This is a genomic window from Mycobacterium conspicuum, assembly GCF_010730195.1.
Lineage (GTDB): Bacteria > Actinomycetota > Actinomycetes > Mycobacteriales > Mycobacteriaceae > Mycobacterium > Mycobacterium conspicuum.
Genome location: NZ_AP022613.1, coordinates 3,380,895 through 3,393,215, shown reverse-complemented (window position 1 = coordinate 3,393,215; position 12,321 = coordinate 3,380,895). Strand labels below are relative to the sequence as shown.

Annotated in this window: 13 protein-coding genes; 9 read left to right on the top strand and 4 right to left on the bottom strand. The window is 68.2% G+C overall.

The window, feature by feature from the left end; translation table 11 throughout:
* The 5 genes from G6N66_RS15635 to G6N66_RS15615 all read left to right on the top strand — a co-directional run bounded on the left by G6N66_RS15635 (position 1) and on the right by G6N66_RS15615 (position 3,446).
* On the top strand, positions 1–390 hold the full coding sequence (locus G6N66_RS15635; protein ID WP_085232468.1) for a polyketide cyclase / dehydrase and lipid transport: 390 nt from the start codon (positions 1–3) through the stop codon (positions 388–390).
* A 144-nt stretch (positions 391–534) separates the two neighbouring features.
* Positions 535–972: an SRPBCC family protein gene (locus tag G6N66_RS15630; protein WP_085232467.1), complete on the top strand. Its 438-nt coding sequence runs from the start codon at positions 535–537 to the stop codon at positions 970–972.
* Entirely contained in the window at positions 965–2,239 is a 1,275-nt protein-coding gene (locus G6N66_RS15625) for an ArsA family ATPase (RefSeq protein WP_197747061.1), read from the top strand. The genes G6N66_RS15630 and G6N66_RS15625 overlap by 8 nt, the downstream gene beginning before the upstream one ends.
* Entirely contained in the window at positions 2,236–2,631 is a 396-nt protein-coding gene (locus G6N66_RS15620; protein WP_085232484.1) for a hypothetical protein, read from the top strand. The genes G6N66_RS15625 and G6N66_RS15620 overlap by 4 nt, the downstream gene beginning before the upstream one ends.
* An 83-nt stretch (positions 2,632–2,714) precedes the next feature.
* Positions 2,715–3,446, top strand: coding sequence for a lysophospholipid acyltransferase family protein (locus G6N66_RS15615; RefSeq protein WP_085232465.1), 732 nt, complete (start codon positions 2,715–2,717; stop codon positions 3,444–3,446).
* On the opposite strand, the gene G6N66_RS15610 is transcribed toward G6N66_RS15615, so the two are convergent.
* Positions 3,439–4,695, bottom strand: a complete 1,257-nt coding sequence (locus tag G6N66_RS15610; RefSeq protein WP_085232464.1) for a glycosyltransferase 87 family protein — start codon at positions 4,693–4,695, stop codon at positions 3,439–3,441. The genes G6N66_RS15615 and G6N66_RS15610 overlap by 8 nt on opposite strands.
* 118 nt (positions 4,696–4,813) lie before the next feature.
* On the opposite strand from G6N66_RS15610, the gene G6N66_RS15605 reads away from it, so the two are divergent.
* From G6N66_RS15605 to G6N66_RS15595, 3 genes are all read left to right on the top strand, one after another.
* Positions 4,814–5,680: a hypothetical protein gene (locus G6N66_RS15605; protein WP_139825152.1), complete on the top strand. Its 867-nt coding sequence runs from the start codon at positions 4,814–4,816 to the stop codon at positions 5,678–5,680.
* Between the two features lie 19 nt (positions 5,681–5,699).
* On the top strand, positions 5,700–6,194 hold the full coding sequence (locus G6N66_RS15600) for a polyadenylate-specific 3'-exoribonuclease AS (RefSeq protein WP_085232462.1): 495 nt from the start codon (positions 5,700–5,702) through the stop codon (positions 6,192–6,194).
* An 89-nt stretch (positions 6,195–6,283) separates the two neighbouring features.
* Complete coding sequence (locus tag G6N66_RS15595; protein ID WP_085232461.1) at positions 6,284–7,672, top strand: class II 3-deoxy-7-phosphoheptulonate synthase; 1,389 nt, start codon at positions 6,284–6,286, stop codon at positions 7,670–7,672.
* Here G6N66_RS15595 and G6N66_RS15590 read toward each other — a convergent pair.
* Positions 7,614–9,065, bottom strand: a complete 1,452-nt coding sequence (locus G6N66_RS15590) for an FAD-dependent oxidoreductase (RefSeq protein ID WP_085232460.1) — start codon at positions 9,063–9,065, stop codon at positions 7,614–7,616. The two genes, G6N66_RS15595 and G6N66_RS15590, sit on opposite strands and share 59 nt — an antisense overlap.
* Positions 9,066–9,144: 79 nt before the next feature.
* The gene (locus tag G6N66_RS15585) at positions 9,145–10,353 is read right to left on the bottom strand and encodes a protein kinase domain-containing protein (protein ID WP_085232483.1); all 1,209 of its coding nucleotides are present in this window, start codon (positions 10,351–10,353) and stop codon (positions 9,145–9,147) included.
* Positions 10,354–10,432: 79 nt separating this feature from the next.
* Here G6N66_RS15585 and G6N66_RS15580 point away from each other — a divergent pair, with 79 nt between their 5' ends.
* Complete coding sequence (locus tag G6N66_RS15580) at positions 10,433–10,837, top strand: Rv2175c family DNA-binding protein (RefSeq protein ID WP_085232482.1); 405 nt, start codon at positions 10,433–10,435, stop codon at positions 10,835–10,837.
* On the opposite strand, the gene G6N66_RS15575 is transcribed toward G6N66_RS15580, so the two are convergent.
* Complete coding sequence (locus G6N66_RS15575) at positions 10,824–12,317, bottom strand: alpha-(1->6)-mannopyranosyltransferase A (RefSeq protein ID WP_085232459.1); 1,494 nt, start codon at positions 12,315–12,317, stop codon at positions 10,824–10,826. The two genes, G6N66_RS15580 and G6N66_RS15575, sit on opposite strands and share 14 nt — an antisense overlap.
* Positions 12,318–12,321: the final 4 nt, after the last annotated feature.

Here is a 12,321-nt window from a genome sequence, read left to right as displayed (position 1 = left end):
GTGAACAGCATCCAGGTCGCCGACGAGATGTTCGTCGCCGCCGACGGCGCGCAGGTAGGCGCCGCAATCGCCGACCGGGCGAGCTGGCGCCGGTGGTGGCCCGACCTGAACCTGCAGGTCGTCGAGGACCGTGCCGAAAAGGGGATCAGATGGGCCGTCACCGGCGCCCTGACCGGCACCATGGAGATCTGGCTGGAACCCACGCTGGACGGGGTGCTGCTGCACTATTTCCTGCACGCCGAGCCGTCCGGAGTCGCGGCCTGGCAGCTGGCCAAGATGAATTTGGCCAAAATGACGCACCGCCGCCGGGTGGCCGGCAAAAAAATGGCCTTCGAAGTGAAAACCACCCTCGAACGATCGCGTCCGGTGGGTGTTTCTCCGGTAGTTTAGCCGGATCAGGGTTGGCCCGAAGAGTACCGTTTTCGCTGCCGCGGCTTGCAGGGGCTCCAGCGGGCTCCAGCCGCGGCGCACTCCCGCGGCGGAGGCCGGCCGCTCGCAGGAGTACGGCTCGGGGGGAGAGAGGGACGTAGCCACGTGGCGGACAAGACGACGCAGACGATTCACATCGACGCGGACCCGCGCGAGGTAATGAAGGCGATCGCCGACCTCGAGGCGTATCCGGAATGGATCTCGGAGTACAAGCAAGTCGAGGTCCTCGAAGCCGACAACGAGGGCTACCCGAAGCGGGCGCGGATGTTGATGGACGCCACCATCTTCAAAGACACCTTGGTCATGTCCTACACCTGGCCCGCCGACCGCCAATCGCTGAGCTGGACGCTGGAATCCAGCTCGCTCCTCAAGGCCCTTGAGGGCTCATATCGCTTGGTGCCCAAGGGATCTGGCACCGACGTGACCTATGAGCTGTCGGTCGATCTTGCCATCCCGGTGATCGGAATGATTAAGCGCAAGGCGGAACGCCGGCTCATTGACGGCGCGTTGAAGGACCTGAAGAAACGAGTCGAGGCTGAGTGAGTCGGGTGTGCCCACCCCGGCCCGGATCAGTCTCTTCGTTGGCAAGGGCGGGGTAGGAAAATCCACCCTGGCATGCGCCACAGCGGTCTGTGACGCGAGCCAGGGGAGCCGAGTGCTGGTCGTGTCCACCGATCAGGCGCATTCGCTGGGCGACGTGCTGGCCGTGGCGGTCCCGCCCACCGGCGCCGCCGAACCCGTGCGGGTGTTCGCCGAACTCGAGACCGCGGCGGTGCCCGACGGCGGTGGCTTTCTCGACGCCCTCGCGCTGGACACCCTGGCCCTGCTCGAGGCCCGCTGGCGCGAGGTGGTGGACACGCTGGACCGGCGGCTGCCCAACTCGGAGTTGAGCACCATTGCCCCAGAAGAACTTTCGGCGTTGCCGGGTGTGCAAGAGGTGCTCGGCCTGTATGCGGTCGGCGAGCTCGCGGCGACGGGTCGATGGGACCGCATCGTGGTCGACTGCGCCTCCACCGCGGACGCATTGCGAATGTTGACCCTGCCCGCCACCTTCGCGCTGTATGTCGAGCGCGCCTGGCCGCGTCATCGCCGGCTTTCCGTCGTCGCCGAAGACACCCGCTCGGCGGCGATCGTCGAACTGCTCGAGCGCATCAGCGCCAGCGTCGAAAGGCTCGGCGCACTGCTCACCGACGGGGATCAGGTCAGCGCGCACCTGGTGCTGACCCCCGAGCGGGTGGTTGCGGCCGAGGCGACCCGGACGCTGGGCGCACTGTCGTTGATGGGGGTGCGCGTCGCGGAACTGATCGTCAATCAGGTTCTGCTGCAAGACGAGTCGTACGAGTACCACAGCCTGCCCGCCCACCCGGCCTTCTTTTGGTATTCCGAACGCATCGCTGAGCAGCGCGCGGTCCTCGACGAACTCGATGCCTCCGTCGGCGACGTGGCGCTGATCCTGACCCCGCACCTGTCCGGCGAGCCGATCGGCCCCAAGGCGTTGGCCGGCCTGCTGGACAGCGCCCGCCGCCGCGGCGGGGCGCCGCCACCGGGCCCGTTGCGGCCCATCGTGGATCTGGAATCGGGCTCGGGACTGGAGTCGGTCTATCGGCTACGGCTGGCGTTGCCCCAACTCGATGCCGGAACGCTGACGCTCGGCCGCGTCGACGACGACCTGATCGTCAGCATCGGCGGACTTCGACGCCGTGTCCGGCTAGCGTCCGTACTGCGGCGGTGTACCGTGCTGGACGCGCATCTGCGCGGCAGCGAGCTGACGGTTCGTTTCCGACCCAACCCGGAGGTGTGGCCGACATGAACAAGCCTCATCCCGAGCTCGGTCCCGAGCTGCGCAAGCTGGCCCAGCTGATCCTCGATGGCATCGACCCCGCGGTGCGGTCGGCGGCCGCGCTGGCGGCCGGCGCCGGTGCCGGGACCGGCAAGTGCCAGCAGGTGTGGTGCCCGGTGTGCGCGCTGGCGGCGCTGGCCACCGGCGATCAGCATCCGCTGCTCACCGTCGTCGCCGACCACAGCGTGGCGCTGCTCGAGGCCATCCGCGCGATGGTCGACGACATCGACCGGTCCGACAAACCGGTACCGCCCACGCCTTCGGGGGGCGGCGCAAGCACCGATGCCCCGCCCGCCGCCAACGGCGAGAACGGGGCCGCCAAGACCCGCTATGAGGCGATTCCGGTCACGGTCGAAGAGTGAGCCTCGGCGCGCGAGGTGGTCCCGCGCGTTCCTGATCGGTACAGTTGGCGCAAACACCTTCCTATGCGGGCGAGAGGCGTGCCATGTGGTACTGGCTGTTCAAGTACGTCTTCATGGGTTGGCTGTTCACTCTGCTCGGCCGGCCCAAAGTCGAAGGGCTGGAACACATCCCAAGTTCGGGCCCGGCGATTTTGGCCAGCAATCACTTGGCGGTGGCCGACAGTTTCTATCTCCCGCTGGTGGTGCGCCGCCGGATCACCTTCCTCGCGAAGGCCGAGTACTTCACCGGCACCGGGCTCAAGGGCTGGATCCTGCGCTGGTTCTACAGCTCGGCCGGTCAGGTGCCGATCGACCGCACCAATGCCGACGCCGCCCAGGCCGCCTTGGAAACCGCTCAGCGGTTGCTGGAGAAAGGCAAACTGCTCGGGATGTACCCGGAGGGCACCCGGTCGCCGGACGGCCGGCTGTACAAGGGCAAGACCGGGCTGGCGCGACTCGCGCTGGAGACCGGCGTTCCGGTGATTCCGGTCGCGATGATCGGGACCAACGTGGTCAACCCGCCCGGCAAGAAGATGCTGCGGTTCGGCCGCGTCACCGTCCGGTTCGGTGCGCCGATGGAGTTCTCGCGCTTCGAGGGATTGGCCGGCAACCGCTTCATCGAACGGGCCGTCATCGACGAAGTGATGTATGAGCTGATGGGCCTGTCCGGTCAGGAGTACGTCGACATCTACGCGGCGACTGCTAAAGAAGCGAAAGAAGCCAACGACGCCGGCGGCGCCGACGTCGTGCGCATCCCCGAGACCGCGGTCAGCTGACCGCCGGCACCGGCACCGGGGCCCGAGCCGTCGAGACCTGCGCTCCGCCGCGGGCGGTCACGGCCAGTCCGGCGGTGACAATCACCGCCAGCGCCCACCACACGTAAGACATCCCGACCAGTTGGTGCCACCAGTTCGCGGTCTCCTCGTGGTGCTTGGGCAGCAGGTCGATCGGGGTCCACCGCATCAGCGCCACGCCCACCCCGGCGACCACCGCCACCGCGAGGTTGCGGCGGCGCCAGGCCAACACCGCCAGCACCAGGATCGTCGGCAGCACCCACACCCAATGGTGTGACCACGACACCGGCGAAACCACCAGGCCGAACAGCGCAACGCAGATCACCGCCAGCGCCGGCTCACCGGCGCGCAGCACCCGTCGCATCGCCCAGATCGTCAGCGCCAGCACCGCCAGGCAGGCCGCGGCCCACAACAGGAACCGCAGCTGCTCGCTAAGCCCGATGCGGGCCAGCGCGCCCGCGATGTTCTGGTCGGTGTTCAGTGACGCCGAGCCGATCCGATCGGTGTGGTGCACGGTGTGGGTCCAGTACTCCCACGAGTCGCTGAACGCCAGCACGAACCCGACCAGAGTGGCGACCGCGAACGACGCCAACGCGGTAAGGGCCGCCCGACCGTCGCGGCGCAGCAGGAAGTACACCAGAAACACCGCCGGGGTGAGTTTGAGCGCCATTCCCACGCCCAGCAGCAGCCCGCGGGGCCACGGTGTGCGCCGCGGCAGGCAATCGGCGATCACCAGCGTCATCAGCACGACGTTGATCTGGCCGAATGCGAAGTTCGATGCGATGGGCTCCATCCAGATCGAGGCCGGCGCCACGATGACGACGGACAACCACAGCCGGCGCAGCCAGGCCGGCCCGGGCAGCAGCGTGGAGCTGCTCCAGACGTCGAGGCTGCCCAACACCAGCACCGTCGAGACGATCAGCAGCACCAGCGTCAACGCCGTGATCGCGACGCTGGCGGCGGGCATGTGCAGCCAGGCGAACGGGCAGAACGCGATGGCGGCCAGCGGCGGGTAGGTGAACGGCAGGTCCAGGCCGATGGGTGTGTGGAACTTCACGTCGCCGCTATACAGCGGGCGTCCGTCCAGCCAGGTCCGACCGCCCATCTGGTAGACGTCGATGTCGATCCGGTAGGGGAGATGGCCGAATAGCTGCCAGGCCGTGTTGACCAGCGCCGCGGTTGCCAACAGCCATAGCAGGCCCCACACCAACAGCCGCTGCCATCTACTCATGTCGAAAAACAGCGTAATGGGTTTCTCAGGTGCGCCTCGCGCCGCGCAGCGCGGCGTCGGCCGTGTCGGGGGCTGCGAGCGTAGGTTTTTTGGAGTGCTGCATTGGTTCGTGCCGAGGATGGCCCAGTGGTTCGCGCACGACATTCACGAGGGTGGCCGCCTCCCGTTGTTGTGCTGTCTGGTCGCCTTCATCCTGACGTTTTTCGTCACCCGAACGTTCGTGCGCTTCATCCGCCATCGCGCCAAAGCCGGTCGCCCGGCCCGATGGTGGCATCCGCGCAATGTCTACGTCGGCGGGGTGCACATCCACCACGTGACGTTCGGTGTGGTCCTGGTGCTGTTGTCCGGGCTGACGTTGGTGACGCTGTCGATCGACGGTCAGGAAATCGAATTCACCCTGGCGGCGACGCTGTTCGGGATCGGGGCCGCGTTGGTGCTCGACGAATACGCGCTGATTCTGCACCTGTCGGATGTCTATTGGGAGGAAGACGGGCGGACGTCGGTCGACGCGGTCTTCGCCGCGGTGGCGGTGGCGGGACTGCTGATCCTGGGCCTGCACCCGCTGATGTTCTTCCTGCCGATCTGGCATGGTGCCGATTCGGTGGCGCTGCGCATCGGGGTGGGCGGCGCGCTGGCGCTGACGTTGCCGCTGGCGGTGGTGGTGCTGCTGAAGGGCAAGCTGTGGACCGGCCTGCTCGGCATGTTCATCGTCGTGTTGCTGGTCGTCGGCGCCGTCCGGTTGTCGCGTCCGCACGCGCCGTGGGCGCGCTGGCGCTACACCGTGCAGCCCGACAAGATGCGCCGCGCGCTGCAACGCGAACGGACCTGGCGGCGACCCGTGGTGCGGGCCAAATTGTGGCTGCAAGGCGCGATCGCCGGAACGCCGCGGCGCCTCGACGAGCGGGCCATCGACGCCGAGCTGAACCGCGAGGTCCGTCCCGCGCCGCCGCCCGAGGGAACCGAACCCATCCTGATCAGCCGATAGCCTGCTTTAGGCTTCCCGGGTGCGGTACTTCTATGACACCGAGTTCATCGAGGACGGCCGCACCATCGAGCTGATCTCGATCGGGGTGGCCGCCGAGGACGGTCGCGAGTATTACGCGGTGTCCACCGAATTCGACCCCGAGCGCGCCGGCAGCTGGGTGCGCGCCAACGTGCTGCCCAAGCTGCCACCGCCGGCGTCGCAGCTGTGGCGCACGCGCAGCCGGATCCGGACGGACCTAGAAGAGTTCTTCGCGATCGACGGAACCGAGCCGATCGAGCTATGGGCCTGGGTGGCGGCGTACGACCACGTGGCCCTGTGCCAGCTGTGGGGCCCGATGACGGCCCTGCCACCGGCAATACCGCGGTTCACCCGGGAACTGCGCCAGTTGTGGGAGGACCGCGGACGGCCCCGGATGCCACCGCGGCCGCGCGACGCCCACGACGCGCTGGTGGATGCGCGCGATCAGTTGCGCCGGTTTCGTCTCATCACGTCCGGGGACGAGGCGACCCGCTGACGAGACGGACAATCCGATCCGGCTGACGGTGAGCGTTCGCCCTGATCGGGCCTGATCAGGTCAAGCTGGCGCCCGGTTACGATAGACCGATGAACTGGACCGTCGATATCCCGATCGACCAGCTGCCGGCGCTGCCGCCGCTGCCGGCCGATCTGCGGGCCCGGTTGGACGCCGCCCTGGCCAAGCCGGCCGCTCAGCAACCCAGCTGGCCCGCTGACCAGGCCGCGGCGATGCGCACGGTTCTCGAGAGCGTTCCACCGGTGACCGTGCCCTCCGAGATCGTCAGGCTGCAGGAGCAGCTGGCTCAGGTCGCCCGGGGTGAAGCGTTCTTGCTGCAGGGCGGCGACTGCGCCGAGACCTTCACCGACAACACCGAACCCCACATCCGGGGCAACATCCGCACGTTGCTGCAGATGGCCGTGGTGTTGACCTACGGCTCCAGCCTGCCGGTGGTCAAGGTGGCCCGGATCGCCGGTCAGTACGCCAAACCCCGCTCGGCCGACCTCGACGCGCTGGGCCTGCGCTCCTACCGCGGCGACATGATCAACGGTTTCGCCCCCGACCCCGCGGCGCGCGAGCACGACCCGTCTCGGCTGGTGCGCGCCTACGCCAACGCCAGCGCCGCGATGAACCTGGTGCGCGCGCTCACGTCGTCGGGCTTTTCTTCGCTGCACCTGGTGCACGACTGGAACCGGGAATTCGTCCGGACCTCGCCGGCCGGGGCGCGCTATGAGGCGCTGGCCACCGAGATCGACCGCGGGCTGCGCTTCATGAGCGCCTGCGGGGTGGCCGACCGCAACCTGCAGACCGCCGAGATCTACGCCAGCCACGAGGCGTTGGTGCTCGACTACGAGCGCGCCATGCTGCGGCTGTCCGACGTCGAGGAGGGCGAGCCGCAGCTCTACGATCTGTCGGCGCACACCGTGTGGATCGGCGAGCGGACCCGCCAGCTCGACGGTGCCCACATCGCGTTCGCCGAGGTGATCGCCAACCCGATCGGCGTCAAGATCGGCCCCACGATGACCCCCGAGCTCGCCGTCGAGTACGTCGAGCGGCTCGACCCGCACAACAAGCCGGGCCGGCTGACGTTGGTGAGCAGGCTGGGCAACAACAAGGTGCGCGACGTGCTGCCGCCGATCATCGAGAAGGTGCAGGGGACCGGTCACCAGGTGATCTGGCAGTGCGACCCGATGCACGGCAACACTCACGAGTCGTCCAACGGTTACAAGACCCGCCACTTCGACCGCATCGTCGACGAGGTGCAGGGCTTCTTCGAGGTGCACCGCGCGCTCGGTACGCATCCCGGCGGCATCCACGTCGAGATCACCGGCGAGGACGTCACCGAATGTCTCGGTGGCGCGCAAGACATTTCGGACACCGACCTGGTCGGCCGCTACGAGACGGCGTGCGACCCGCGGCTCAACACCCAGCAGTCGCTGGAGTTGGCGTTTCTGGTCGCGGAGATGCTGCGCGACTGACTTCGCCGCGTCGCTTGCGCGCGAACTTGGCACGTAGGTTGCCCCACAGGATGCGCGGTAGCAGGCCGGGATCCCGGAGCCGTGACGGCGGGTCGACGAAGTTGGTGATGCGAAAGAAGCGTTCGGTCAGGACGGTGTCATGGGCCGCCGCGGTCAATGCCGCGCTGACCAGCCACCGTGCGAGTCGCTGCCGAACAGGACTTTGGTCGCGAGCCGGGGAAGTGGCCCGCGACCTGGCTTGATTGGCGGCCCAGGTCTCGCCGATGAGCTGTGCGGTGGCACGGAAATAGCGTTGCGCCAGGCCAAAATTGCCCACGCGCGGGCAGTCGCGCAGGATCAGCGCCTCCAGCGCGGCAACCGTCATGCCCTGGCCGTGGGTCGGGTCGAAGCTGCACAATGCATCCCCGATCACCACCAAACCGGAAGGGAATAGCGGCATCTGGTCGTAGCGCCGCCAGATCGCCGCGGTGTGTTGATGCGTCACGGCTTCCCCGATGGGTTGCGCGCGGCGCAGACCCTCGACGATGGCCGGCGGCAGGCCCGGCTCGGCCAGCGCCAGCATCGCGGTGTAATCGGTTGGCGGGTAACCGGTGTCAGCTGGCTGCCCGATCGCCAGCATCCAGGTGTCGTGCTCGTTGGCGAGCAGCAGGCCCAGGGGTCTGCCGTCCCGCGGGTTGAACATCACCAATCTCTGGTCGATGAATCCCCTGGGCATGCTCAGCTGTTGGCTCGCGTAGGCGAACCGGGCTTCCGCCCGCTTTTCGGTTGGCCGCTGGTATCCGAGGCGCTCCAACCACGCCGGGGTGCGCGCGCCGCGCCCCATGGCGTCGACCACCAGATCGGCGTCCAGCGTGGTAAGAACGCCGTTGTAGCGCCGAACGATTCGCACGCCGTTGACGATGCCCGCGGTGGTGAGAAGTTCCGCTACGTCGTGCCCGTCGAGGAAGGTCACATTGGGCAGCGCCTTGACCCGTCGGCGCAGGTGAAACTCCATGAACGGCCGGCTGGCCATATGGAGCGTCAACGCGGCCGGATCGGCGAACCTGCCCGATTGCTTTAACTCGTGCGGCCCGACGCGCACGTAGAAATTCGACAGTTCCCCGTCGTCGACGACGACCGCCCCGGCCCTGGCCAACTCCTCGAGCAGGCCGGGAAACAGTTCCTCGAGCACCTGCAGGCCGCGGCTGTGGAAGTTGTGCGCGTGCCGGCCCTGCGGGATGCCCCGGCGGTGGCACGGATAGTCGGGCAATCGGTCCCGCTCCACCACGCTGACCGAATCGTAGAACTCCGAAAGTACGCGCGCGGCAAGCAAACCCGCCATCCCGGCACCCAGTACGACCGCGTGCTCGCCGCGCCGGTTCGGCGAGTCCACGCCCTGCCTTGTCCAGCCCATGCAGCAGTACGGTACACCAAAATTAAGAAAAGTAAGAGAACTTTGTGATTACGTTAAGACGCGTGTCGCCGGCTCGGCGCTATAACAGCCCGCTCAGGTGGCTGCCGATCGTCCACGCGGCCGTCGCGACCAACCCGGTGAACGCCACCACGATCGCCACCCAGATCAGCACCATGCGCCGAGACCGCTCCCGTGCCCACGCGAATTCGCTCAGAGCGATCCCGGCGAACTCGCCGGACACCGGCTCGTATTCGTAGTCGTCCTCGGCCCCGTCGTCGCCGGGCTCGCGGATCATCTGGCGGGTGGGGTGGTGAACCTTCGGGGGCGGCTGCGGTGCCGGTGGCTGGGGCGCGCGCTGCTCGATCCGCTGGCTGCGCTGCAGCACGGCCGAGCGGTGCTGCGCCGAATTGCGTGGCGCCGGAACCCGAAACGGCGGGAGCGCGAGTTCCTCGGCGATCGCGTCCACGGCGTCGGCCATCTCGATCGCGTCGGCATAGCGGTCGGCCGGGTCGCGGGCGGCCGCGCGTGCCACCAATTCGTCGAATTGTGTTGGCACGCCGTCGATCTCGGCGCTGGGCCGTGGCACGTCGTGATCCAGCCGTTGGTAGGCGACCGACAGCGGGGTGTCGCCGGTGAATGGTGTGCGCCCGGTCAGCAGTTCGTAGGTGAGGATCCCGGCGGAGTACACGTCGCTGCGCGGACCCGCGTTACCGTCGCTGACCTGCTCGGGCGACAGGTACGCCGCGGTGCCGAGAATGACGCTGGTGGAAGTGATTCCGGCGGCGGCGACGGCGCGCACCAGCCCGAAATCGGCGATCTTGACGTCACCGTCGTCGGAGATCAGCACGTTCTCGGGCTTGACGTCGCGGTGCACCAGGCCCGCCCGGTGCGCGGCGGCCAGCCCGCCCAGCACCGGACGCAGCACCGCCGCCACGGCGTGCGGTGGCATCGGGCCCCGCTCGGCCAGCAGCTCGCGCAGCGTGCCGCCCTCGATGAGCTCCATGACCAGAAACGGGTGCCGGCCGTCCAGGCCCTGGTCGTAGACCGCGACCAGCCCGGGGTCCTTGAGCCGCGCGACGGTGCGGGCCTCGAGCTGGAAGCGGGTCAGGAATTGGTCATCGCCGGCGTAGCGGGAGTCCATCACCTTCACCGCGACGGGGCGATCGAGGCGCACGTCGACGCCGCGATAGACCGTGGAGGTCCCGCCGCTGGCGATCGCGGTCTGGACCAGGTAGCGGCCCTCCAGCAGCGTGTTGACCAACGGGTCCCCGGTGCCAGGTGTAGCCATCCGGCCATCGTAGGTGCGGCGCCGCAATTGGGCGCGAAAGCTGGGCTCAACCCCGCCGACCAGGTTCTACACTGGCGAAGTGAGCAGTATTCCGGCTGGCGACGACGTTTTGGACCCCGACGAACCGACCTACGACCTGCCCCGGGTTGCCGAACTGCTTGGAGTCCCCGTCACCAGAGTTCATCAACAAATCCGCGAAGGCCATCTGCTCGCGGTGCGCCGCGGCGACGGGGTGGTGGTGCCGCAGGTCTTCTTCACCAATTCCGGCGAGGTGGTCAAGAGCCTGCCCGGCCTGCTGACGATCCTGCACGACGGTGGCTACCACGAGACCGAGATCGCCCGCTGGTTGTTCACCCCGGATCCGTCGCTGACCGTCACCCGGGACGGCACGCGCGATGCGATCAACAACGCCCGGCCCGTCGACGCGCTGCACGCCCACCAAGCGCGGGAAGTCGTGCGCCGGGCGCAGGCTATGGCGTACTAGCGACCCGCGCCGGCGCGCGATACAGCGCGTACCAGGCCGCCAGCGCGCACGCCGTCGCCAGCGAGAAGTGCAGCCACGAGTACATGCCGTGGGATCCGTCGGGCTTGAAGATCACCATGACCCAAGTCGAGAGGCCGGCGATGGCGGCGATTGCCCGCTGCGACTGGGCCAGTGGGGCCGCCACCGCCAGCGGCCAGGAGTAGTACCACGGCAGGGCGGCGGGGACGAAGAGCACCACGATCAGCATCGACCACGCGATGCCGGTCAGCGCCGCGCGATCATCGCGCCGGAACCGCCACCACAACACCGGCAGCGTCACCGCGATGACCCCGATCCCGATGAGCCGGGTCACCCGCAGCAGCGCGTAGAAGTCGACGTGGACGAACGGGCTGGCCAGCGCGTGGAGCAGGTTCGCCGCCGCGGTCGGCACGGTGAGCCAGTTGATGATCTTCACCGAACCGCCCAGCGCGGTCAGCCATCCCAGCCCCACGCCGGCCACGGCCGACGTCGCGGCGAACACCACCACGAAGATCGCCAGACTCAAGGCGGTGGCCACTCCGAAGGCCACCACGGGCCGGTATCCCCGTCGCTCCCGCAGATGGCGCATCCACACCCAGACCAGAAACGGCAGCGCGATCCCGGCGGTGGCCTTGACCGCGATCCCCAGCGTCAGCACCGTGACGCCTGCGACATTGCGACCGCCGAAGGTCAGTGCGATGCCGGCGGCCATCAACCCCACCATCAGCATCTCGTTGTGCACGCCGCCCATCAGGTGGATGAGCACCAGCGGGTTGAGCACGCAGATCCACAGGGCGCGAGCACCATCGGCGCCGTCGGTGTCGAGATGCGCGGCCAGGCGCGGGGTGGCCCAGATCAGCAGCGCGAGCCCCGGCAGCATGCACAGCCGCAGCAGCATGGTGCCGGCGATCACGTGGTTGCCGATCGCCATCGTGACCAGCTTGGCGACCAGGATGAACACCGGGCCATACGGCGCGGTGGTGATGGTCCATATCGGACTTACGTTGTCCAGCAACACGTTCGGATTGGCCACCGGACCGACGGCGTACGGGTCGAACCCGTCGCGCAGCAGCGCCCCCTGGGCCAGATACGAGTAGGTGTCGCGGCTGAACACGGGCACCGACAGCAGCAGCGGCGCCAGCCAGAACGCGGTCGTGGCCCGCATCGTGTACTGGTCCACGTCACCGGCGAGCACGTGCCTGCCCAGGCGCAGCCACGCGATCAGCATCAGGCCCACGCCGGCCCACAACAGGATCGACGACAGCACCAGGCCGTGGCCGAATCGCATCCAGGACAGGTGTAGCGCTTCCAGCAGTGGGTCGTGCGGCTTGGTGCTGCCCGCGCCCAGCCCGCCGATGGTGATCAGTACGGACCCGAGGAAGCCGAGCTTCGCCGGGCCGGCCTCCGGGGTGGCCGCGAACGCACGCAGCCTCGAAAGATGTTGAGTGGCAAGGGTTGTCATAGGC

Coding starts and splice junctions, on each gene's coding strand:
- G6N66_RS15620 (WP_085232484.1), top strand. CDS start 2,236: ATGAACAAGCCTCATCCCGAGCTCGGTCCCGAGCTGCGCAAGCTGGCC.
- G6N66_RS15615 (WP_085232465.1), top strand. CDS start 2,715: ATGTGGTACTGGCTGTTCAAGTACGTCTTCATGGGTTGGCTGTTCACT.
- G6N66_RS15610 (WP_085232464.1), bottom strand. CDS start 4,695: ATGAGTAGATGGCAGCGGCTGTTGGTGTGGGGCCTGCTATGGCTGTTG.
- G6N66_RS15605 (WP_139825152.1), top strand. CDS start 4,814: ATGGCCCAGTGGTTCGCGCACGACATTCACGAGGGTGGCCGCCTCCCG.
- G6N66_RS15595 (WP_085232461.1), top strand. CDS start 6,284: ATGAACTGGACCGTCGATATCCCGATCGACCAGCTGCCGGCGCTGCCG.
- G6N66_RS15590 (WP_085232460.1), bottom strand. CDS start 9,065: ATGGGCTGGACAAGGCAGGGCGTGGACTCGCCGAACCGGCGCGGCGAG.
- G6N66_RS15585 (WP_085232483.1), bottom strand. CDS start 10,353: ATGGCTACACCTGGCACCGGGGACCCGTTGGTCAACACGCTGCTGGAG.
- G6N66_RS15575 (WP_085232459.1), bottom strand. CDS start 12,317: ATGACAACCCTTGCCACTCAACATCTTTCGAGGCTGCGTGCGTTCGCG.